The organism is Holophaga foetida DSM 6591, from assembly GCF_000242615.2.
GTDB lineage: Bacteria > Acidobacteriota > Holophagae > Holophagales > Holophagaceae > Holophaga > Holophaga foetida.
In genome coordinates this window covers 3,038,530-3,059,669 of sequence record NZ_KI912268.1, presented here as the reverse complement: position 1 = coordinate 3,059,669, position 21,140 = coordinate 3,038,530, and the positions used below count along the sequence as shown (strand labels likewise).

Here is a 21,140-nt window from a genome sequence, read left to right as displayed (position 1 = left end):
GCGGAACACAGTGAAAAAGCACTCACGCGGCAGCGCGTGGGTGCTTTTTCATGCCTATACCGCTTCCTGCTCCCGGTAACGCTCCAGGATCTCGCCGGGGCTTGCGGTGGCAGTACCGACCTTGCCAACCACCACTCCGGCGGCGGCGTTGGCCAGCATGGCGGCATCCTTCCAGTCCGCATCGGCAGCCACGGCGGCACTGAAGGTGGCGATGACCGTATCGCCCGCCCCGCTCACATCGTAGACCTCCCTGGCCTCGGTGGAAATGATCCATGGCTCCCGGTGCCCTGTCTCCGGGGCAATGAGAGCCATGCCCTTCTCGGAGCGGGTAATGAGCAGCCCCTTGAGCCCCAGATCCTCCGCCAGGAGCCGACCGGCCTTGTACAGATCCGCCTCATTGCGGATCGGGATGCCGCTCAGCTCCAGGAGTTCCCTGGTGTTGGGGGTCATGAGGGTAGCCCCGTGATAGAAATCGCGATGGCTGGGCTTGGGGTCCACAATCCACGGGATGTTCCGTTTGAGGCAGCCCTCCCGGACCCGCTCCATGACGACCTCGCCCACCACCCCCTTGGCATAGTCGGAGACGATCAGGGCCTCGGCCTCGTCCATGGCCCGGTCCAGGGCGGCGCAAAGTCCCTCAACAGCTGCATCCTCCAGCTCCCCTGGCTCCTCCCGGTCGATACGCAGCATCTGCTGCTGGAGGCCGATGACCCGGGTCTTGATGATGGTGGGTCGGTTGGGTTCGAAGACCAGTCCATCGGCCCCCACATCCAGCTTGGCCAGCAGTCCCAGGAGGCGGTTGCCAGCGGCGTCGTTCTGGAGCGTGCCCATGAGGAGGGGTTCGGCCCCCAGGGCCTTGAGGTTGGCGGCCACATTGGCAGCACCCCCGAGAACCGCTCGCTCACGCTGGACCCGGACAATGGGAACCGGGGCCTCCGGCGAGATGCGGGTGACCTCCCCGAAGAGGTACTCGTCCAGCATCAGATCCCCGATGACCGCAACCTTGCGGCCCTGGATCCGGCTTAGGAGGGTTTCCGCCTGGCTTCGATCGAGTCTCATCAGTCTTCCTTGCGCTTGGCGTGGTCCGGCAGCATGACCGGAATGCCGTCTTCGATGGGGTAGGTCAGCCCACACTTCCGGCAGAGGAGGCCCGAAGCGGTCTCTTCCAGGGTTCCGTGGCAGGCCTGCCCAGCCTCTTCGGCAGGGCAGCAGAGCAGTTCCAGCAGGCGCGGATCCAGGACCACAAAGTCTCCAGAGCAAGAAGCAAGGGATAGTTTAGCGGAGCAGTGGCATCATCGGGGCATGGCTAACTCTGCCCCCTCTTCCCGGACCTTCCAGGCGGCCGTTGAGCGGCCGCTTTCCGTCGTGTTTCCATCGACGGATGGGCGCTGGGAGGGCCACGATTACCGGGTGGAGGTCATCGCCGAAGCGCAAGGCCTCGATGGCTTCGATGTCGTAGTGGACTTCCGGGACCTCGAAGCCGCCCTGGATGCTCTCCTGGCCCCCCTGGATGGCCGCTGCCTGACGGGTCTCCCCTCCCCGAGGGCCCTGGCGGAGCATCTGCTGGCGGAACTCTCTCCCAAGGTGCCTTCCCCGGCCCACCTCGCAGAGGTGGCCCTGACCGATGGCCGTGGCCGGAGGCTCGCCCTCCGCCCATGAAGCAGCTTCCCCTATTCCTCGCCGCCATGGCCCTGGCCCTGGCTCCCCTGGCTTTCGTCCATCCCGTGCGGATCCAGGGCGTGAGCATGCAACCCACCCTGCGGGATGGCGAAATACGCTTCGCCCTACGCTCCTGGTGCGCACCCGGCCCCAGGATCGGTGAGATCTGGGTCGTCCGATCCCCTGAGGGCGGTGCCGTGAAGCGGATCCTGGCCCTGCCGGGGCAGCGTCTTGCCCTCCGCGATGGGAAGTTTTGCAGAGACGGGCTCTCTATCGAGGAATCCTACGTCCTGCACCCGGAATCGGGAAGCGCTGGCCCGTGGGAAGCCGGAAGTGGCTACCTGGTGCTGGGGGACAACCGCCCGGCGAGCCGCGATGGTCGCGCCTGGGGCGCCCTCCCAAGGACGGATCTGGAAAGTGTTATAATTTATTAACCAATAGTACCCACACTTCCAATCTTGTAAACCCCACCGGGTCGGAGCATGGTGAGACATTCCTCATCTCCGACCATGAACAACGCTTTATGGGCCCTTGCCTTCTCGCTGCTCGCCTGGCCGGAACGCCGGAAGGCAGAGCTGTGGGAGGAGCTCCAGTACGGCACCCACCCCGTCCTCGCCCCCAGGGAAGCCCTGGACCTGGAGCGCCTGGAGCGGGAGCTCCCCAGGCACCGGGAGGAGGCCCACACGCGTGGCGCCCGCCTCTGCCTACCGGGGGACGAGGACTTGGCGCGATTCCTGGACCCACTGCCCTACCCCGTGGCCCTCTGGGTGCGGGGCACCCTGCCGCCTCCGGGTCCGGCCCTGGCCCTGGTGGGAAGCCGCCAAGCCAGCCATGAGGGCAGAGCGCGGGCCTGGCGATGGGGGCGGGAACTGACTCGCCGGGGAGTCCGGGTCCTCTCGGGCCTCGCACGCGGCATCGATGGCGCCGCCCACGGGGGCGCCCTGGAGGCGGGTCCCACCTGGGGCATCCTGGGCTCGGGCCTGGACCATCCCTACCCCCCGGAGCACGGAGGCCTCATGGAGCGTATGGTGCGCGCCGGTGGAGGCGTCATCACCCCTTTCCCGCCCTCGGCTCCACCCCGGAAGTGGCACTTTCCCAGGCGCAACCTCATCCTGGCGGCCTGGGTCCATGGCGTGGTGGTGGTCGAGGCCGGTCTACGCTCCGGCTCCCTCCTCACGGGTCGCCTGGCACTGGACCTGGGCAAGGAATTGTGGGTCTGCCCAGGAGCCCCTGAAAATTCCTTGATGGAGGGACCCAATCACCTCCTGAGAGAAGGCGCAGCGCGGGTCTGCCGCTCGGTCCAGGACCTTCTGGAGGACCTGAATCTGCCTTTGGGGACTTGACAAGCCTCCCATCCATGACCCCATCATCCCAATCCTGGAGTCTCCCTTGACCAAGCTCGTCATTGTCGAAAGCCCGTCCAAAGCAAAAACCATCACCAAGTACCTCGGCAAGGGGTACAAAGTGATGGCTTCCGTAGGCCATATCCGAGACCTGCCGAAGAAGCTGGGTGTGGATGTCGACAATGGATTCCAGGAGGAATACGAGCTCTCCCCCGCCAAGCTCAAGGTGGTGACCGAGCTCAAGGCCGCCGCCAAGACCGCTGACGAACTGATCCTCGCCACTGACCCTGACCGCGAGGGAGAGGCCATCTCCTGGCACCTCCACGAGGCCATCAAGCCCCCCAAGGGGATGCTCGTCAAGCGCGTCCTCTTCCACGAGATCACCCCGGCGGGCATCCAGAAGGCCATGGAGAACCCCACGGTCATCAACAAGGATCTGGTGGACGCCCAGCGGGCCCGCCGGGTGCTGGACCGCCTCGTGGGCTACAAGGTGAGCCAGGTCCTCTGGGACAAGGTGAAGCGCGGACTCAGCGCTGGCCGGGTCCAGAGCGTGGCCGTGCGCCTCATCGTGGACCGGGAGCGGGAGATCCTGGCCTTCAACCCCATCGAGTATTGGGCCATCAAGGGCAAGTTCGGCGCCAAGCTCCCGCCCCAGTTCTGGATGCGCCTCACCCGGATCAACGGCCAGGCCCTCCAGCTCGGCAACAAGGAGACCAGGCGCCGCATCGAGAACGAGCAGCAGGCCCACACCCTGCGGGACCACATCCTCAAGGCCTCCTGGAAGGTCACGGGGCTGGAGACCAAGGAGAAGAAGCGGAACCCCGGCGCCCCCTACACCACCGCCAAGCTCCAGCAGGACGCTGCCCAGAAGCTGCGCATGAGCGTCACCCGCACCATGCAGACGGCCCAGCGCCTTTACGAGGGCATCGATTTCGGCGAAGGCCCCATCGGCCTCATCACCTACATGAGAACCGACTCCCCCCGCCTGGCCCCCGAAGCCGTGGAAGCGGTGCGGGAATTCATCGGGAAGCAGTACGGCCAGGACTACCTGCCCGCCAAGCCCAGGGTCTACAAGGGCAAGAGCAGCGCCCAGGAGGCCCACGAGGCCATCCGCCCCACCGACATCAGCCGCACCCCCGAGAGCCTGAAGGGAAGGCTGGACGGCGATCAGTTGCGCCTCTACTCCCTCATCTGGCGCCGCACCGTTGCCTGCCAGATGGAAGTCGCCCGCTTTGACGAAACGGTGGTGGAAGCGGCCTCGGCCCTCGGCACCGGCGAGGAAGCCGCCTTCGAGGCCAAGGGTGAGATCGAGCGCTTCCCCGGCTGGCTGGTGGTCTACCGCAGCAGCCAAGAAGAGCAGAAGGCCGAGGCCATGGACGCCCCGGACGGCGAGGAGGAGGAAGTGGTCGGACTCCCCGCCCTGAAGCTCGGCGAAAGCCTGAAGCTGGAGAAGCTGGAGACGGACCAGCAGTTCACCAAGCCCCCGGCGCGTTTCTCGGAAGCCACCCTGGTGAAGGAACTGGAGGAGGACGGTATCGGCCGCCCCTCCACTTACGCCAGCATCATCGCCACCATCGTGGACCGGGACTACGTCCGCAAGGTCGAAGGCCGCTTCAAGCCCACGGAACTGGGCCTGGTGGTCACCGATCTGCTGGTGCAGGGCTTCCACGAGCTCATGGACCCCAGCTACACCTCAGGGCTGGAGAACCAGCTTGACCGGGTCGAGGCTGGCGAGCTGAGCTTCCTCAAGGCCATGAAGGCCTTCTACGGCCCCTTCGAGAATCTCCTGAAGAACGCTGGCTCTGAGATGGCCAACCTCAAGGCCGGCATCCCCACGGACCGCACCTGCAAGAAGTGCAGCGCCCCGATGCTCAAGCGCATCGGCAAGAACGGCCTTTTCCTGGGCTGCTCCAAGTATCCCGAGTGCGACCACACCGAGGAAGTCGAGCAGATGGAGGAGCCAGCCGACGCGCCGGAATGCCCCCTCTGCGGCGCCACGCCCATGACCCTGCGCAAGGGCCAGTGGGGCCCCTTCTGGGCCTGCCCCAACTATCCCGGCTGCAAGGGCATCGTCAAGGCCGACCCCAAGGGGCTCCCGGTTCCGGCGGATGTGCCCACGGGCGAGAAATGCCCCACCTGCGGCAAGGAATACGTCAAGCGTCACGGCCGCTACGGCGAGTTCGTCTGCTGCGTGGACTACCCCAAGTGCAAGACCGTCAAGAAGGACATCCTGGCGGTACCCTGCCCCAAGTGCGGTGGGGACCTCAGCCCCCGCAAATCACGCTTCGGCAAGGTCTTCTACGGCTGCACCAAGTATCCCAAGTGCGACTTCACCGCCTGGGACAAGCCCGTGCCCATCTCCTGCCCCAACTGCAAGAACAGCTACATGACGGAAAAGACCAAGAAGCCCCGGGGCAAAGATCCCATCACCTTCCTGCTCTGCCCCGAGTGCAAGCACGAAGAACCGATGTAAGACACCAGCGCCGGTCCCAAAGACCGGCGCTGGTTGCATCATCAGGTCGTGAGGAGGGCTACTGCTTGACCAGCCATGCCATGGCCGCCTCGGGATCCGTGAAGGCCTGCACCGTCACCCCGGCCTGGGCGAACTCTGCCTGGAAGCGCTTCATGTTCATCTGAGCCACGGCCTTTTCAGGGACGACCAGCGCCCAGAACTTCCATCCGGCTTTGATCGCCCTCGGCGTCCAACTATCGTGGGCCCAGGCCAAGTCCTCCGGAGGCAGAGGACCATTGTTCCGGTCATCCGAGAGCCACTTGCAGGCACCGTGCTTCTGAAGCAGCTCGATCCCCTTTTCATTGGCCTCCCGCAAGGGAGCTCCTGAGGTGTACTTGTGAATCTGGTGGTGCACTACCTTGGTGTCAGGGTAGTACCAGAGCGAGATGTTGGCGTTTTCCAACGCAGTGATTCTGGTCATGGGAACCTCGAGGATGTGCCTGAATATTCCCCCCTCTCAGCCAACTGTCAACGCTGAACTGCCTCCGTCGGGAAAGGTTTCAGAGCGGTCCCGGGGGGGCCAGCGGGCCGCGGGGAGGCCAGACTCAGCAACTGGGGGAGCAGAGCTACCCAGGGAAGGGTCCAGACCACCCGCTCCTGACGGCCCATGATGGTATCGCCCCCTGTCCATGCCTCAAGATGGTCGGGGTGGAAGTGAAGATCCAGGTTGCCTCCAGCCGGAAGGGGCACGTAGGCCACCTGGGCCCGAGCTGGGTTCAGTATGGTGAGGATCCGCTCCCCGTCGTCCAGGACCCAGAGCAGCCCGGGGAGCAGCGGGCGGAAGTCCTCTCCAGGCGCCAGGGGCATGGTTCCGATCCCGCCATCCAGCTTGGAGTGCAGCGGAAAGCGGAATACTCCCTGTGAAAGATCCAGTGGGGTGCCGGCATCCCGCCAAGCCCTGGCAGGGCGTCCCGGTAGCCCGGTCCGGAGGGTCACGAGCCCCCGGGCATCCAGGATCCGAATGGAACCATCCCCACGGAGTTCCACCCGAAGGGGCAGATCCCCGGTCGGCAGGCTTGCGGAGGACAAGCGAGGCAGCTCAGGGGAGACCACGCCCAACTGCCATGGAGGTTCCTGAAGATGCTCCCAGGGAAGGGTCTTCTGGACCTCTGGCATCTGGGCAACAAGGATGGTGGGAATCAGGAGGAAGGAGCCCAGCCGCACAAGGCCTCCAGGTTCTGGGTGGTCTGTTCCACCAGGGATTCAAAGGAGAGGCCCCGCAGGGAGGCCAGATGCCTCGCCACATGGACGACATAGGCGGGCTCGTTGGTCCTGCCCCGATGGGGAACCGGCGCAAGATAGGGGGAGTCCGTCTCCACCAGTATGCGGTCCAGGGGAGCCCAGGCTGCGATCTCAGCGATATCCGCCGCCTTCTTGAAGGTGATGATGCCGGAAAAGCTCAGATAGAAGCCCATGTCCAGGGCAGCCTGGGCGAAGGTCCGATCCTCGCTGAAGCAGTGGATCACACCCGGCACCACAGGTGTGCCTTCCTCCCGAAGGATCCGCAGGGTCTCCAGGCCCGCCGCCCGGGTGTGGATCATGAGGGGTTTCCCCAGGCGTCTGGCCAGGCCTATCTGAGCTCGGAAAACGCGCTCCTGCACGTCCCGGGGGCTGAGATCGTAATGCCAATCCAGGCCTGTCTCGCCCACGAAACGGACCTCTGGAGCCATCAGAAGCCCCTCCAGACGGGCTTCTCCTTCAAGGTTCCAAGTGGAGGCCTCGTGGGGGTGGACCCCAAGACTGGCCACCACATCGGCATGCCTGCGCGCCACCGTCAGGACCGGTTCCGCATCGGCCAACTCGGCCGCCACAGCCACGAAGCCGCCGACACCGGCCTTCCTGGCCCGCGCAAGGGTCGCTTCGATCTCCTCTTCCCCGCCACGGAGATGGCAGTGGGCATCCACCAGCATGTTTCCTCCTTCTTCCATGGTGACATGCTCCTTGAATGCCATGGAATGCTAGGCTTTATCCATGCGCCCCACCTCCACTCTCCTCATCGTCGACGACGAACCGGGCATCCGCCGCTCCCTGGGGGAGGCTCTGGCCGAGGAGGGTTACACCATCCTCAAGGCGGAGCGGGGCGAACAGGCCCTGGAACTGCTGCACAACCCGGACAGCGAGGGCATTGGCCTCATGCTCCTGGATGTATGGCTACCTGGCATGGACGGACTGGAAACGCTCAAGCAGACCAGGGCCCTGCGCCCGGACCTCCCGGTGGTGATGATCTCCGGCCACGCCAGTATCGACACGGCCCTCCAGGCCACCCGCCTGGGGGCCTTCGACTTTCTGGAGAAGCCCATCGACCTGGATCGCCTGCTCCTGGTGGTGGGCAACGCCCTGAACCAGAAGCGACTGGAGGCAGAGAACCAGCGTCTCCGGCAGGAAATGGACCAGACCCGCTTCTTCATGGCTGAAAGCCCCGCCATGAAGCGCCTCCTGGCGGACGTGGCCCTGGTGGCCCCCACCGAGGGGCGGGTGCTCCTCAGCGGCGAGAACGGCAGCGGCAAAGAGGAGATCGCCAGACGGATCCACGACCTGAGCCCCAGGGCCAAGGGTCCCTTCGTGGAGGTGAACTGTGCTGCCATCCCCGAGGAACTCATTGAGTCCGAACTATTCGGACACATGAAAGGCGCTTTCACCGGAGCCATCCGGGACCAGAAGGGCAAGTTCCGGGAGGCCCACGGCGGCACCCTTTTCCTGGATGAAGTGGGCGACATGTCCCTCAAGACCCAGGCCAAGGTGCTCCGGGCCCTCCAGGAGGGCCGGGTGGAGCCCATCGGAGGCGGGGGAGCGGTGGGGGTGGACGTCCGGGTCATCGCCGCCACCAACAAGGACCTGACTGAAGAGATCAAAGCCGGACGCTTCCGGGAGGACCTCTACTTCCGGCTGGCGGTGGTGCCCCTCCGGGTCCCCCCCCTGCGGGAACGGGCCGAGGAACTCATCCAGTTGGCGGAGGCCTTCATTGCCAGGATCGGTGCCATACAAGGCAAGTCCCCCAAACGCCTGGGGCCTGAGGCCCGGGACACGCTCCTGCACCACGACTGGCCCGGCAACGTCCGGGAGCTGAAGAACCTCATGGAACGGGCCATGATCCTGGCTAGAGGTTCCGAGATCGCCCCCCGGGACCTGGGTCCCTTGGCGGTACGCCACCTGACGGAACCCGATCCATTCTCCTTCCCGGAGTTCACCAGCCTCAAGGAGGCCCGGGAGTGGTTCGAGGGGGTCTACATCCAGCGGGAGATGAAGCTCCAGAACGGAAACATGACCCGGGTGGCCGAACGCCTGGGGCTGGACCGCTCCAACCTCTACAAGCGCCTCAAGGCCCTTGGCATCGAGGCCCGGGAGTCCTGATGGAGCGCCTCTGGTTCAAGATCGGGGAAACGGCGGCCCGCATCGGGGTCAAGCCCAAGGATCTCCGTTACTGGGAACAGGTGATCCCAGAGATCCGCCCCCGCCGGAGCCACGGCAACCTGCGCTACTACCACCGGGATGACCTCCCGCGCCTGGAGCGGATCCGGAGCTGGCTGACAGAGGGGCTCACCGTGGGAGACTGCCGACAGCTCCTCCTGACAGGCCAGTTGACCCGGGGCTTTGATTTCGGCATTGAACCTGAGACCGATCCGGAACCCCAGCCCCCGATACCCACCCATCCGAAGCGCCTCCAGTCCAAACAGGAGCCGCCCCCCCCTTCCCTCCACCGCCCGGATCTTTCCTCCATCCTGGAATCCTTGAGGACACTGCAGAATCGGCTCACCCAACCCCCAGAGACGGCCCCTCGACCGAAACCAGAGCTTGACGCCCCCCCCAAAGGCAGGTAGAGTCAGAACTTCACGGCGCGTGGCGCAGCCTGGTAGCGCACTACCTTGGGGTGGTAGGGGTCGGAAGTTCGAATCTTCTCGCGCCGACCAAATGGACCTGGAGAAATCCGGGTCCTTTTTGTATTTGCATGAACCGCTCCCTGGCACCCTACAGTGAGAGGGTTTCACACTGTGCTGTGTCCTCAAACCGCCGGAGGGGTGCTGAATGACCGAAACACCACTGATCCCTTGGACCCGCGACCTCGAGACAGGGCACCCGGTGATCGACAACCAGCACAAGACCCTGATCGAAGCCCTGAACCGCCTGCACACGGCGATCCTGGAAGGCACCGGTGATGATGAGATTGGCTGGTGCCTCTCCTTTCTCAAGGCATACACGCGGGTCCACTTCAAGGCCGAGGAGGGACTGCTCCGCAAGGCCGGCGTGGACATTGCCGCACACTCGCTGGCCCACAGGGAGTTCCTGGCCCAGGTGGACGATCTCTTCGGCAGGTACGTCCGGCAGGAACTCGGCCTCATCTCCGAAACGGAGACCATGCTCAGGAACTGGCTGATCGAACACATCAAATCGGACGACCAGATCGCTGGACATCTGCCTATGAATCAGCGATAGCGTTCCACCACGCGGAGAAATTCCCCCTGAGCCCTGGAGAAGGCATCCACGACATCCGGGTCGAAGAGGGTGCCGGAACCGGAACGGATGCTGGCAGCCACCACTTCCGGACTCATGGAATCCTTGTAGACCCGCTGGCTGACCATGGCGTCGTATACGTCCGCCAAGGCCATGAGCCGCGCCGCAAGAGGGATCGCATCGCCCTTCAGTCCCTGGGGGTAGCCGCTGCCATCCCAGCGCTCGTGGTGGCAGCGGCACACCTCCTCCGCCACCATCAGGAAGGAGTTGGGCCCCAATTCCTTCCTCGCCTCCTCGAAGATGCGCCCTGCCACCAGCGTGTGGGATTTCATCTGCTCGTATTCCTCCGCGGTGAGTCCCTCAGGCTTGAGCAGGATGCGATCCGGGATGCCGATCTTCCCGATGTCGTGGAGCGGCGCCATCTTGGTGAGCGCCTCCAGGTATTCCTCCGTGATGCAGGGCCGGAACTTGGGGTTCTCCCGGAGGCTCAGGGCAAGGGCCCTCATATAGCGCTGGGTGCGGCGAAGATGACCCGCCGTCTCAGGGTCCCGGGCCTCCCCCAGCACCGCCATGCTGTGGATCGTCAGGTCCTGGGTCTGGATCAATTCCTGGTTGCGCTGATCCAGGGCCCTCTCCTCCAGGCGGGATTTCCACCAGGTGAGCAGGGCAAAACAGGCGATGACCAGCAGCACCGGCAGGAGGGGCTGGAGAAAGATCCCCCGGGAGCGCATGAGCCCCAGGCAGCCGCCAAAGATCCCCAGGACCAGGATCCCAGCCAGCAGGCCACTCAGGCGGGCCCCGAAGCGGGCGAGGACGAGGCTCGACAACACACCAGCCCCAAGGATGGCCATGGCTTCCCAGGCCCAGGCGCCCGCCGGGCGCCCCAGGAAATCGCCCCGGAGAAGGTTGTCCAGGACAGTGGCGTGGACCTCCACCCCATTGAAGGCCCCGTCGAAAGGGGTAGCCCGAAGCTCCCGCAATCCAGCGGCGGAGGTGCCCAGCAGCACGAAGCGTCCTCGCACCTTTTCCGGCGCCACTTCCCCACGCAGGATCGCGGCGGCGGAAAGGTATTCGAAGCGCCCCCCCTTGCCCCGGAAATGGATGAGCAGATTGCCCCTGGGGTCCAGGGGCAGCTCCCGTGTCCCGATCCGGAGGCTGGAAGGGCCGCTCGCATCCATGCTGAGAACCGCCTGTGGATTGCCCTCCGCCTTGGCCAGCATGGCCAGGGCGAGACAGGGATAGAGATCCTCTCCAAACCGCATCAGCATCGGCATGCGACGAAGCACACCGTCAGGATCGGGCACGATGTTGAAGAACCCGGAAGCACCCGCTGCCCTGGAAAGGATCGGCAGATTGCAGGCGGCGCCGTGGGCCTGGAAAAGCCCCTGGACCCCATCAGGAGCCCCAGACAGACGCCTCAGCACCACCGGAATGGAATGAAGCAGGCAGGTGCGCCCCTGGTCCTCCAGGCCGGTATGGAACTTGTGACCGAGCACGAAGGGGCCCTTTCCCAACGTACAGGCCAGAATCGCATCGAAATCTTCCATATCCAGGGGCACACCCCTCACCTGGAGGGAGAGCCCCCGTTCACGCTCCAGAGCCCCCTTCCAGTTGGCCAGGGAGCCAGAATCGGGTTCGGCAAAGACCACATCCAGACCCACGACTCGCGGCCCCATGGCCGAGATGCGGTCCAGCAACTCTGCAACACGGTAGCGAGGCCAGGGCCACTGGCCGAAATCCCTCAGACTCCCCTCATCGAGGTCCACGATGAGAGGCACTCCGGAGGATTGCTCCCGGTGGGTCAAGCGGAGCATCACGTCGTAGACCATGAGCTCCTGGTTGCGCAGAAAGGCCGGCCGAATCGTATGGAGCAGCAGTGCCAACAGCGTGATGCCCAGCCCCGCCACCACCAGGCGCAGGGGCCTCCAGACCTGCGAATGGAAGCGAGGCGATAGCATCGGGGTTATCTGACAGTCACTTCAACGCGGCGATTGCGGGGCTCCGGGACCTGATCCCCGGTGGGCACGAGAAGAACGGCCTTTCCATGGGACTTGATCTCGAGAACAGCCGGATCCGCCCCGGCATCGACCAGCAACTGGGCAACCGTCTCGGCCCGCTGCCTGGCCAGCAGGTTGTTGCGCTCATCGGACCCCGAGGTGTCCGTATGCCCCACTACGCCAACATCCAGCGGAGAGCGCTCCTGGATAGCTTCCAGGATCTTCCCGATGAGCGGCCGGGAGGCAGCCGTCAGGGTAGTGGACCCCGTCTCGAACTGAAGGATGAAGTGGAGAGGCGCCTTGGGCTGGGCTGCGATGGCGGCTCCGAAATCAGCTTGGATCCGGGCGTCGGAGAGGATCTCAGGTTTGCCCGGAGCCTGATCCGCCCCAACCACCTGAACGCTTTGACGGGGCCGATCCAGGGCCTGACGGCCCTGGGCATTCCGGACCTCCACAACCCCCACCCCCCCGTCAGCATCCGGCATCAGGACAACCTGGGTGCGCGGCTTGGCGCAGCCCAGAAACAGGAAAGCGGATGCGCAAACAAAAGGAATCCAAGTCTTTCCAGCTCTTCCGCTGTGAAGGGTCTTTTGCAGGTTCACTTCTCCTCCGCCTTGACCAGGAAGCTCGTCCCACGAACCCCCACTGTGGCCACGGGGGTCTCCACCTTGACGGAGTCCGGAGACAATTTGGCAACAAGCCCGGAGACGAAGGCCATGGTTCCCCGGAAACAGCGCACCACGAGCCCCAGTCGGCCCTGGGCGGGAGCGAACTGGAAGTGTTCAAGGGCCAGTCGGCTTCCAGGGCCCATGGAGATGGAGGTGTTGTCCTTCAGGAGCAAGCCAAGACTTCCCCCCTCTCCCGTTCGCAGCACATCCCCCTCGAGCAGACGCTCGGGTCGGGTGACATCACGCTCGGCCCCCTCCCGCAGCAGAAATACCGGGCCTTGCAGCGTCCGAATACTTCCCACCACCTCCCTCGCGACAGCTGGAAGAGGAAACCCCGCCATGAGAATGACGAGAAACCCAGTCACAAACCGGTGGATCGTCATACAACCCCCTCCTGGACAAAGGGCCACCTTCAATAAATCGGCATCCCAGAACCCAGCCTTGAATTGCGAGTGAAATACCCGGTTCCAGACGGGCGTCCATTAAATTAATAATACATTAAAATGACGGGTTCGGGTATACTCAACCTGAGAATAGGGGAGTTGGGATGGGATTCAGGGAATTGGCGGGTCGGTTCGTGGTTATTGCTTTGGGAGCAATCCTCTCCCTTTGCCCAGCCCAAGCGAAGCCAAGAAAGGCTCACAAGAAGGCCAAACCCGCCCATCATGCAGCGCCCAGGCGACAGCAGGCGAAAAGGGTGAAGCGCAAGCTGCCCCAGCCTGCCCCCCAGCGCCTAGTCCTGAGCAGTGCATCAGCCCTGGTGCAAGACCAGCAGACAGGCCGGGACCTTGTGGAAAAGGCACCGGACACCGTCCTGCCCATCGCCTCCATCACCAAGCTCATGACCGTCATGGTCATCCTGGACGCTCGCCAGAGCCCTGATGAGGAGCTCCTGATCGACCGACAGGATCTGGATGTCCTTCGCCACAGCCGCTCACGCCTGCCCCTGGGCACCCGCCTGCCCCGGAAGGAAGCCCTGAAGCTGGCCCTCATGGCCAGTGAGAACCGCGCAGCCAACGCCCTGGGCCACGCCTACCCCGGCGGCCTGGGAGCATGCGTGGCCGCCATGAACGCCAAGGCCAGGGCCCTGGGCCTGAGCCACACCCACTATGTGGACCCCGCAGGTCTGGGGGAGGGAAACGTCTCCAGCGCCCGGGATCTGGTCCAGCTCGTGCGCATCGCCTACAACCACTACCCCGAGATCCGAAGGGACAGCACCTACACGGAAAGCGAACTGCAGAGCGGTTCCCGCTACCTGCACTTCATCAACACCAGCCGCCTGGTGCGCGGCGGGAACTGGGAGATCGGGTTGTCCAAGACCGGCTTCATCGACGAAGCGGGCCATTGCCTGGTCATGCAGGCAAAGCTCGCTTCGCGACAGGTCTTCATCGTGCTCCTGAAGGCTCCCGGAAAGCTCACCCACTTCGGCGATGCCAACCGGATCCGGCAGTGGATCGAGAGCAGGTCCTAGGCTATTGCCGGACCCTGAGGGCGGAGGGCTTCACCTTGTACCCCGACAGGGCAAGGTAGCCCTTGTAGAGGTTGGAGTCATCGTTGATGGTCCCCACAAACCAGCTGTAGTGCAGGTTATCCTCCCGGGTGCCCGGTCCCTGGTAGATGTCACCTTCGCAGTTTCCATCCAAGGCATAGGCGACCGCACCCAGCTTCAGGTCGGCAGAAGTGGCGGGTCGAGTCAGGGCATAGTGCTTGGTCCAGACTTTCTCGCCCTTCTTGCTGGCATTGATGATAAAGAACTCCGCCTCCTGCTTGGTGGCAGCGCTGGCGGGGGTCACCAGCTTGGCGATGTACACGGTCTGCCACCCGCTCCCGGCCTTGTAAGGCTCCAGCGTGATCAGATACTCGTCGGCCTGGAGGAAGTGGACATCCAGGTTGGGCCCTTGAGGCGTGGCTTCGGAGTCCCTCTGGGCTGGACGGGGCGCAGCGCGGCGACCCGAATCCATACTCGATTCCCCGCGGCTGACGGGATAGGTTTCGTCCTGCCCAGAGCTCCAGGAATGGGAATCCTGGGCAGCCATGGGCATAACTGCGCAGACGGCGAGAGCCAGCAGCGTTTTTTTCATTTTTTCCTCCGAAGGGTGGAGGAAGGATATGCCAGCCCAGGAAGGGGGTCAACCCGGGATATTCGAGGCCCCGTCCTGGTTGAGCAGCACTTCCGTCTCCCCAGCCCTGGCCATGAGCTCCGGGCAGGCCAGGTCCAGGCGGAGGGGGGTCAGGGAGATCCAGCCCTGCTGGATGGCCTCGGCGTCACTCCCGGGCATCCGGGAGTAGACCGGCCCCATCTCGCCCCCGACCCAGTAGTAAGGAAGACCCCGGGGGTCCAGGCGACGCTCCACGGAGTCGTGGTATTTCCGATTGTCCTGCCCCGCCATCCGAAAACCCAGGGGTTCCCCCTTGGGAATATTCAGGTTCCAGATGCGATTCGGAGGGAGTTCCAGGTTCTCCCAACGGCTCAGGAAACGCTCGATCCAGCGCCCAGCCACCGCGTGGTCCGCCTCAAGATCCATGGAGAAGGCGGCGGCCCGGCCTCCCTGGAGGCAGCCCTCGAAGGCGGCGCCGACCGTGCCCGAATAGAAGACATCCTCCCCCAGATTGAAGCCATTGTTGATGCCGGACAGGACCCAATCGGGGGATCGCCCGAAGAGGGAGCGGATCCCCACCAGGACACAGTCCACAGGGGTGCCATCGCAGGCATAGCGATCGGTCCCCAGTTCGTGGACCCGCAGGATGTTGTGCAGACTCATGGCGCTGGAGATAGCGCTTCGATTGCGGTCCGGGGCCACCACCACCACGCGTCCGAAGCGCGAGGCCGCCTCGGCCAGGGTTTCGAGTCCGGGGGACCAGAGGCCATCATCGTTGGTGACGAGAATCAGTCGATCATGCATAGGCCTATCCTATCCGTTCAGCGCCCACCGTGGGATGCCGCCCAAAAAAAGCGGGAGCGGCCCGATGGGCCGCTCCCGGAGTCTGCCATGAAAGGGGGGACCGCCTGCTCGCTGCGCTCGCGATGTCCCCCCTTTGACCCCCACGTGGTGACCGGGCAAAGCCCGACCATCACGTCTGTGTAGGAGAGGCTAGACGCCTTCCTTCACACGCAGAATGTACATTCCGTCATGGAAGGTGTCCATGTAGATGTATCCGCGGTCGTCCACCACGCAGTCCTCGGCGGTGCCCAGCATGGGGCCGGGGATCTCGACGTCGAAGAGGGTCTTCTCGGGATTGGGGGGGATGAAGTAAGCAATCTCCTTGATGTAGAAGGGATCGGTCACGTCATACACCCGCATGCCTGCGTGGAAGTAGCAGCAGTAGACCCGGTTCGGGTTGTCCTCCAGCCAGGGCTTGCCCATGGGTTCGTGGAGGTTGTGAGGGCCGAAGGGGCCCTGGCAGCCCAGGCCGGCGGTGTTGAAGTTCTTGTAGGGGAAGTCCGCAGGAACTTCGGGATAGGGGAACTCGGCCACCAGCACCTGATCGGCAGGATTGGAGACGTCGATCATGTGGAGGTTGTTCATGGGCTGGATGCCGGGGTGGGCGCTCTTCTCGATCTTCTCCTTGCTGAAGACCGGGAAGCGCTCGCCCTCGTTGCTCAGGACAGCATAGTTGCGGCCCCGGAGGGGCAGGTAGGTGTGACAGCGGGCACCGGCCAGCTTGCCGCCGAAGGGGGGCTTGACCATGATCTGGCCCAGCTTCTTGGGGCGGGTCACGTTGGAGACGTCCACGATCACGCCGCCGCCAGCCCAATAGCCGCAGTAGGCCTTGCCATCCTGCACATAGGGAGGCCCGTGGAGCTGGGGCCAATCCTTCTCGGCGGCGTGGCCCACGGGGTAGGTGCCGTCCTCCATGCCGTCGGCGAACTGCTCGGGCATCCACCAGCGGCCCACTTCCACGGGGTTGGTGGGATCGATGATGTCCAGGATGCGCATGATCTGGCCAATGTAGCCCTGGCAATCCGAAGAGAGGTAGACGTAACGGCCGCCGTTGTAGTGGAAGCGGTGCACACCCATGCCGTTGGCGACGCCGGAGTCCCAGTGGGCCAGCAGCTTGGGGTTCTCGGGGTCCTGCTTGAGGTCGTAGATCCGAAGACCGCCGATGCTCTTATCCTCGTGCTTGCAGCCGTGGAGGAAGGGGATGCCGCCGCCCAGGGCCGCGATCATCAGGCCGTCCGCCACCTGGATCTTGGGGGTGGACTGCTTCCTGTATTCGTTGGGATCGCAGGCCTCGAAGAACTTGACGTGGCGGGGCTTGGAGGGATCGGTCACATCGATGATCGTCCAGCCCGCGCCCTTGAAGGAGCCGCAGTACATGTAGTACTTGCCCTCGGGGGTCTTGTAGAGGGCCATCTGGAAGGCCATGACCCCGCCGAGGTCGCTGAAGCCGACCACGTCCATGTTCTTGATGTAGCCCTTGTTGTCAGGGCTCTTGGCATAAAAGGGTACCGTCATGAGCAGGACCTCCTTGGGTTTGTTTGGTAAGGATTGCGACGGGGAACAGCACGCCCTGATGACAAGGCATCCGGTCGAAGCGGGCAAAGGACTCGGAACAGAATAGACCCCCCCGTGTCGCACCGTAATGACCCTGGAGGCGTCCCCAGGCCCAGGCGCTTTCAGGATGCCGGGCATAAGGGTCGACTGCCCCGCAGATACTAGCAATCACGCCCGCCGTGACCGACATCACAAACAGAACAGAGGGCGGCGGCTCCGCCGGACAGGCAGGCAAAGGCTACCCCACGCTCAGGGGTCGGCGTCCTTTTTCGGCCCACACCCCAACATGGACGGATAAAGGCGTGATCTTCAAGCCTCCGGGCTTTAGACTGGAGGTTTGTGGTCGGAGCCGGAATGGATCGGTTGGTGATTGAAGGTGGTACCCCCCTGAAGGGAAGGGTGCCGGTATCGGGGGCCAAGAACGCTGCCCTGCCCTGCATTGCCGCCACCCTGTTGACGGCGGAACCCGTGAGGCTTCGCCACCTGCCCGCCGTCTCGGATATCCGCACCATGATCAAGGTGCTCCAGTCCATGGGGAGCCAGGCAGAGATCGAGCCTGATGATGAAGGCTTCGAGTTCTCCGCCGTCCTCAAGGCCGAGGGCCTGGAGACGGCTGAACTGAAGGCCTCCTACGAACTCCTGAAGACCATGCGAGCCGGATTCTTCGTGCTGGGTCCCCTGCTGGGCCGCTTCGGTCGGGCCTCGGTGAGCCTGCCCGGAGGGTGCGCCATCGGAGCCCGCCCCGTGAACCTGCACCTGGAGGCCCTGGAGCGCATGGGGGCCGAGATCCGGATTGATCATGGCTATGTGGAAGCCCAGGTGCCGGGCGGGCGCCTCAAGGGCATCGACCACACCTTCGAGAAGGTGAGTGTTGGGGCCACGGAGAATGTCCTCATGGCCGCTTCCATGGCCTCAGGAACGACCATCCTGCGAAACGCGGCCCAGGAGCCCGAGATCGGGGACCTGGCCCGGCTCCTCGTGGCCATGGGGGCCAGCATCGAGGGCATCGATTCCCCCGTCCTCACGATCCACGGCGTGGAAGTGCTCCACGGATGCGAACACGACATCATCCCCGACCGCATCGAAGCGGGGACCTTCCTCTGCGCCGTGGCCGCCGCCTGCGGGGATGTGGTCCTGGAGCGGGTGGTGCCTGATCACATCCGCAGCCTCATCGACCTCCTGGAGCGCTCCGGCTGCGCCTTCACGGAGCGGGAGGGCCCCAACGGCACCCAGCTCCGGATCCAGCGCGACTGCGGCCAGAAGCTCTACGCCAAGGACATCATCACCGGACCCTACCCCGCCTTCCCCACGGACCTCCAGGCCCAGGCCATGGCGGTCATGACGCAGGCCGCGGGTATCAGCGTGATCCGGGAGACCATCTTCGAGAACCGGTTCCAGCACGCCATGGAACTGGAGCGATTGGGAGCCAACCTGCGCATCGACGGGAGCACCGCCATCGTGGCAGGACCGGCACCCCTCACGGGATGCACCGTCATGGCCACGGACCTTCGCGCCAGTGCCGCCCTGGTGATCGCCGGAATGGTGGGCCAAGGGCGCACCGAGGTCGATCGGATCTACCATCTGGACCGGGGCTACGCCGGCATCGAGCGCAAGCTGCGCAATCTCGGAGCCCGGATCGAGCGGGTTGGAGGCGGCAAAGTCTAGGCTGCTGTCATTGCCCATCCCACCCAGGGATACGAATCGCTTAAACTTTTCAACAGACGGGGGAACCATGTTCGGAGAAATGAAGGTCTTTTCAGGCACCAGCCATCCTGAGCTGGCGGCATCCATTGCAGCCAGGATCGGAATGCCCCTCGGCAAGACCCGCATCACCCGTTTCTCCAACGAAAACATCAAGGTCAAGATCGAAGAGAGCGTCCGCGAGGCGGATGTCTTCGTGGTCCAGACCAGCACCCCCCCCGTCAGCGACCACCTGATGGAAATGCTGATCATGATCGACGCCCTCAAGTTCGCTTCCGCGGCCCGCATCACGGCAGTACTGCCCTACTTCCCCTATGCCCGCAGCGATAAGAAGGACGAGGCGCGCATTAGCATCACCTCCCGCTTGATGGCGGATCTGCTCCAGACCGCCGGTGCAGATCGGGTGCTGACCATGACCCTCCATGCCCCCCAGACCCTGGGCTTTTTCCGGGTGCCCGCGGATCAGCTATCGGCCAACCCCATTCTGGTCCAACACTTCCGCAATTCCGATGTCTCCAACAGCGTGGTAGTGGCCACGGATGCCGGGGCGGCCAAGCTGGCGGGCTCCTTCGCCAAGCGTCTCTCCCTGCCCATGGCCATCATCGACAAGCGCCGCTTCGACGACTCCGAGCAGGCACAGAGCGTGGCCCTGATCGGCGATGTGAAGGGCAAGGACGCCATCGTCTTCGATGACGAGATCGCCACCGGCGGCTCCATCAAGGAGGCCGCCAAGATCCTCCGGCAGTTCGGCGCCAAGACCGTCCGGGTGGGCGTCACCCACGCCGTCTTCTCCGGCGGCGCCTACGAGACCCTGGGCAGCGCCGAGCTGGACGAGCTGGTGGTCTCCGACACGATCCCCATCCCCCACGAGAAGCGCGCCCTGATCCCCAGCCTCCGGGTGCTCAGCACCGGGGCCCTCTTCGGGGACGCCATCCTGCGCATCCACGGGGGTCGCAGCATCAGCGAGATCCTGGAGCCGTAGGTTTCACGCGGAGACGCGAAGGGCGCGGAGAAGAGCAGAAGACCTGCCTTTCTCCGCGCTCTTTGCGTCTCCGTGCAAGCCGCCCATGCAACGCAACGCTTTGACAACATCAAGAGACAGCTTTCATACTTCACGGAATGAACATGCAGTCAAATGCCTCACTGGCAATCTATTCCGTCTGTTCCGAAGGCTATCGGGACGTCTACTCCGTTTTCAGGAAATCCCTGGAGGACATCGGCTATCCAGCGGAACAGATCATCACGAAGTTCTATGATGACTCGGACTTCGACGCCAAAGGCTTCCAGACGCCGTCGTGGTACTTCGCCATCCAGGAGAAGTTGCGCTTCGTTCTGAGCCAAGTCCGGACCCATCCCGGAAAGTTCATCATCTCCAGCGACGTCGACATTCAGTTCTTTCCGCCCTTCCTCGAAGCGGATCTCGGTCAACTGATGAATGCGCGCAACCTGGATCTGCTTTTTATGAGAGAATTATCAAATGAGGTGCCGCCCGTCAATGCCGGTTTCATCGTAATCCGCTGCACGGAGGAGGTGGCCAGGCTGCTTGAATCCATTTCAGGCCGGATCGCCGAGGAGCAGTTGCCTTTTGCTGACCAGACGGCCTTCTCCGAGGCCCTGCGAAGTGGTGCCCACGAGGTCAGGTTCGACACCATCGACACGGACAAGGTCATCTGGGGATTGGCAGCGCCGCCAGTCATCTCCGATGCCTGGTTTCACCACGCGGTCTGCTGCAGGACGAACGCCGAGAAACTGAACCAGTTCGAGGCCATCAGGACAATCCGGGCAGCCCACCAAAGAAAGATCTCCTCGGTTCTTCGCAGCTTGGCCCGAAGGATCTTCACCAGGAACCGGGAGGCAGACTTCCGCGGAAGGGCTGTGCAGTAGAAGGCGCCTACTCAGGCAGCCCCTTTTCCCGCAGAGCCGCCGCCGCCTGATAGGCGGCCAGGACCGCCGAGCGGACCCGCTGGTAGCTGTTCTCCGTGACCTTGGTGTTGAAGGTCATCGTGGCCACCACGTACCAGGCCTCGCCATTGGGCAGGAGCTGGGGCGGGGCATAGTTGACCTGGGGAGGGAGTACGGCACTGGAACTGGCCTCCCGCAGGTTCACGCTCAATCGGTCGCACCAGGTCTGGAGCTGGGGGAGGATGGCCTGCCCCTCAACCTCGTCCCTCACCGTCACCCGGGCATAGAGGGTGAAGAGAAGCCGCAACTGGGGGGCATCAAAGGCGCTGTTCAGGAAGCCCGCCATGGTGGCGATCTGCTGGAAGTCCTTGGCGATCTGTTGAAGTTTGGGGCTGGGTTGGGCCATAGGGTCT

23 protein-coding genes and 1 tRNA gene are annotated in these 21,140 nt (G+C 64.0%); 12 read left to right on the top strand and 12 right to left on the bottom strand.

What is annotated here, in order from left to right:
• Nucleotides 1–54 precede the first annotated feature (54 nt).
• Together rfaE1 and HOLFODRAFT_RS0213765 are read right to left on the bottom strand one after the other, a co-directional pair.
• A complete protein-coding gene (rfaE1, locus tag HOLFODRAFT_RS0213770; RefSeq protein ID WP_005036294.1) occupies nucleotides 55–1,059 on the bottom strand; it encodes a D-glycero-beta-D-manno-heptose-7-phosphate kinase in 1,005 nt (334 codons plus the stop codon).
• A complete protein-coding gene (locus HOLFODRAFT_RS0213765) occupies nucleotides 1,059–1,244 on the bottom strand; it encodes a Trm112 family protein (RefSeq protein ID WP_005036292.1) in 186 nt (61 codons plus the stop codon). The genes rfaE1 and HOLFODRAFT_RS0213765 overlap by 1 nt, the downstream gene beginning before the upstream one ends.
• 58 nt (nucleotides 1,245–1,302) lie before the next feature.
• On the opposite strand from HOLFODRAFT_RS0213765, the gene HOLFODRAFT_RS0213760 reads away from it, so the two are divergent.
• The 4 genes from HOLFODRAFT_RS0213760 to topA all read left to right on the top strand — a co-directional run bounded on the left by HOLFODRAFT_RS0213760 (nucleotide 1,303) and on the right by topA (nucleotide 5,475).
• On the top strand, nucleotides 1,303–1,659 hold the full coding sequence (locus HOLFODRAFT_RS0213760) for a 6-carboxytetrahydropterin synthase (RefSeq protein WP_005036291.1): 357 nt from the start codon (nucleotides 1,303–1,305) through the stop codon (nucleotides 1,657–1,659).
• Complete coding sequence (gene lepB, locus HOLFODRAFT_RS0213755) at nucleotides 1,656–2,093, top strand: signal peptidase I (RefSeq protein ID WP_005036285.1); 438 nt, start codon at nucleotides 1,656–1,658, stop codon at nucleotides 2,091–2,093. Before HOLFODRAFT_RS0213760 ends, lepB begins: the two co-directional genes overlap by 4 nt.
• A 75-nt stretch (nucleotides 2,094–2,168) precedes the next feature.
• Nucleotides 2,169–3,002, top strand: a complete 834-nt coding sequence (locus tag HOLFODRAFT_RS21385) for a DNA-processing protein DprA (protein WP_005036283.1) — start codon at nucleotides 2,169–2,171, stop codon at nucleotides 3,000–3,002.
• Nucleotides 3,003–3,048: 46 nt separating this feature from the next.
• Nucleotides 3,049–5,475 (top strand): type I DNA topoisomerase, encoded by a 2,427-nt coding sequence (gene topA / locus HOLFODRAFT_RS21380; RefSeq protein ID WP_005036280.1) that lies wholly within the window; start codon nucleotides 3,049–3,051, stop codon nucleotides 5,473–5,475.
• Nucleotides 5,476–5,533: 58 nt separating this feature from the next.
• Here the strand turns inward: topA and HOLFODRAFT_RS21375 are convergent, their stop codons facing one another.
• Genes HOLFODRAFT_RS21375 through HOLFODRAFT_RS0213730 form a run of 3 tightly spaced genes read right to left on the bottom strand, consistent with a single transcriptional unit; the run spans nucleotide 5,534 to nucleotide 7,442 of the window.
• Nucleotides 5,534–5,935 (bottom strand): hypothetical protein, encoded by a 402-nt coding sequence (locus HOLFODRAFT_RS21375; RefSeq protein WP_005036279.1) that lies wholly within the window; start codon nucleotides 5,933–5,935, stop codon nucleotides 5,534–5,536.
• A 47-nt stretch (nucleotides 5,936–5,982) separates the two neighbouring features.
• Entirely contained in the window at nucleotides 5,983–6,678 is a 696-nt protein-coding gene (locus tag HOLFODRAFT_RS0213735; RefSeq protein WP_005036277.1) for a hypothetical protein, read from the bottom strand.
• A complete protein-coding gene (locus HOLFODRAFT_RS0213730; protein WP_211237967.1) occupies nucleotides 6,654–7,442 on the bottom strand; it encodes a TatD family hydrolase in 789 nt (262 codons plus the stop codon). The genes HOLFODRAFT_RS0213735 and HOLFODRAFT_RS0213730 overlap by 25 nt, the downstream gene beginning before the upstream one ends.
• 43 nt (nucleotides 7,443–7,485) lie before the next feature.
• Here HOLFODRAFT_RS0213730 and HOLFODRAFT_RS0213725 point away from each other — a divergent pair, with 43 nt between their 5' ends.
• The 4 genes from HOLFODRAFT_RS0213725 to HOLFODRAFT_RS0213710 all read left to right on the top strand — a co-directional run bounded on the left by HOLFODRAFT_RS0213725 (nucleotide 7,486) and on the right by HOLFODRAFT_RS0213710 (nucleotide 9,945).
• The gene (locus tag HOLFODRAFT_RS0213725; protein ID WP_005036272.1) at nucleotides 7,486–8,865 is read left to right on the top strand and encodes a sigma-54-dependent transcriptional regulator; all 1,380 of its coding nucleotides are present in this window, start codon (nucleotides 7,486–7,488) and stop codon (nucleotides 8,863–8,865) included.
• Nucleotides 8,865–9,332 (top strand): MerR family transcriptional regulator, encoded by a 468-nt coding sequence (locus tag HOLFODRAFT_RS23360; protein WP_005036270.1) that lies wholly within the window; start codon nucleotides 8,865–8,867, stop codon nucleotides 9,330–9,332. The genes HOLFODRAFT_RS0213725 and HOLFODRAFT_RS23360 overlap by 1 nt, the downstream gene beginning before the upstream one ends.
• Nucleotides 9,333–9,345: 13 nt before the next feature.
• Nucleotides 9,346–9,422 (top strand) — tRNA-Pro (locus tag HOLFODRAFT_RS0213715).
• 115 nt (nucleotides 9,423–9,537) lie between these two features.
• Nucleotides 9,538–9,945, top strand: coding sequence for a bacteriohemerythrin (locus HOLFODRAFT_RS0213710; protein ID WP_005036268.1), 408 nt, complete (start codon nucleotides 9,538–9,540; stop codon nucleotides 9,943–9,945).
• On the opposite strand, the gene HOLFODRAFT_RS21365 is transcribed toward HOLFODRAFT_RS0213710, so the two are convergent.
• From HOLFODRAFT_RS21365 to HOLFODRAFT_RS23355, 3 genes are all read right to left on the bottom strand, one after another.
• Entirely contained in the window at nucleotides 9,936–11,921 is a 1,986-nt protein-coding gene (locus HOLFODRAFT_RS21365; RefSeq protein ID WP_005036265.1) for a CHASE2 domain-containing protein, read from the bottom strand. The genes HOLFODRAFT_RS0213710 and HOLFODRAFT_RS21365 overlap by 10 nt on opposite strands.
• Before the next feature lie 5 nt (nucleotides 11,922–11,926).
• Nucleotides 11,927–12,445, bottom strand: a complete 519-nt coding sequence (locus tag HOLFODRAFT_RS0213700) for an OmpA family protein (RefSeq protein WP_148300457.1) — start codon at nucleotides 12,443–12,445, stop codon at nucleotides 11,927–11,929.
• 113 nt (nucleotides 12,446–12,558) lie between these two features.
• Entirely contained in the window at nucleotides 12,559–12,930 is a 372-nt protein-coding gene (locus tag HOLFODRAFT_RS23355; RefSeq protein ID WP_211237966.1) for a FecR domain-containing protein, read from the bottom strand.
• 395 nt (nucleotides 12,931–13,325) lie between these two features.
• Between HOLFODRAFT_RS23355 and HOLFODRAFT_RS0213690 the strand changes: the two genes are divergently transcribed.
• Nucleotides 13,326–14,099, top strand: coding sequence for a serine hydrolase (locus HOLFODRAFT_RS0213690; protein WP_052572565.1), 774 nt, complete (start codon nucleotides 13,326–13,328; stop codon nucleotides 14,097–14,099).
• A 1-nt stretch (nucleotide 14,100) separates the two neighbouring features.
• On the opposite strand, the gene HOLFODRAFT_RS21355 is transcribed toward HOLFODRAFT_RS0213690, so the two are convergent.
• From HOLFODRAFT_RS21355 to HOLFODRAFT_RS0213675, 3 genes are all read right to left on the bottom strand, one after another.
• Nucleotides 14,101–14,709: a hypothetical protein gene (locus HOLFODRAFT_RS21355; protein ID WP_005036255.1), complete on the bottom strand. Its 609-nt coding sequence runs from the start codon at nucleotides 14,707–14,709 to the stop codon at nucleotides 14,101–14,103.
• A gap of 48 nt (nucleotides 14,710–14,757) precedes the next feature.
• Nucleotides 14,758–15,531: a 5'/3'-nucleotidase SurE gene (gene surE / locus HOLFODRAFT_RS21350; RefSeq protein WP_005036253.1), complete on the bottom strand. Its 774-nt coding sequence runs from the start codon at nucleotides 15,529–15,531 to the stop codon at nucleotides 14,758–14,760.
• A 189-nt stretch (nucleotides 15,532–15,720) separates the two neighbouring features.
• Nucleotides 15,721–17,085: an LVIVD repeat-containing protein gene (locus HOLFODRAFT_RS0213675; RefSeq protein ID WP_005036251.1), complete on the bottom strand. Its 1,365-nt coding sequence runs from the start codon at nucleotides 17,083–17,085 to the stop codon at nucleotides 15,721–15,723.
• A gap of 393 nt (nucleotides 17,086–17,478) precedes the next feature.
• On the opposite strand from HOLFODRAFT_RS0213675, the gene murA reads away from it, so the two are divergent.
• The 3 genes from murA to HOLFODRAFT_RS0213660 all read left to right on the top strand — a co-directional run bounded on the left by murA (nucleotide 17,479) and on the right by HOLFODRAFT_RS0213660 (nucleotide 20,709).
• Nucleotides 17,479–18,789 (top strand): UDP-N-acetylglucosamine 1-carboxyvinyltransferase, encoded by a 1,311-nt coding sequence (gene murA / locus HOLFODRAFT_RS0213670; RefSeq protein ID WP_005036249.1) that lies wholly within the window; start codon nucleotides 17,479–17,481, stop codon nucleotides 18,787–18,789.
• Between the two features lie 67 nt (nucleotides 18,790–18,856).
• Nucleotides 18,857–19,807 (top strand): ribose-phosphate diphosphokinase, encoded by a 951-nt coding sequence (locus HOLFODRAFT_RS0213665; RefSeq protein ID WP_005036247.1) that lies wholly within the window; start codon nucleotides 18,857–18,859, stop codon nucleotides 19,805–19,807.
• 143 nt (nucleotides 19,808–19,950) lie between these two features.
• Nucleotides 19,951–20,709 (top strand): putative nucleotide-diphospho-sugar transferase, encoded by a 759-nt coding sequence (locus tag HOLFODRAFT_RS0213660; RefSeq protein WP_005036244.1) that lies wholly within the window; start codon nucleotides 19,951–19,953, stop codon nucleotides 20,707–20,709.
• Nucleotides 20,710–20,716: 7 nt separating this feature from the next.
• Here the strand turns inward: HOLFODRAFT_RS0213660 and HOLFODRAFT_RS0213655 are convergent, their stop codons facing one another.
• Nucleotides 20,717–21,133, bottom strand: coding sequence for a hypothetical protein (locus HOLFODRAFT_RS0213655; RefSeq protein ID WP_005036241.1), 417 nt, complete (start codon nucleotides 21,131–21,133; stop codon nucleotides 20,717–20,719).
• Nucleotides 21,134–21,140 lie beyond the last annotated feature (7 nt).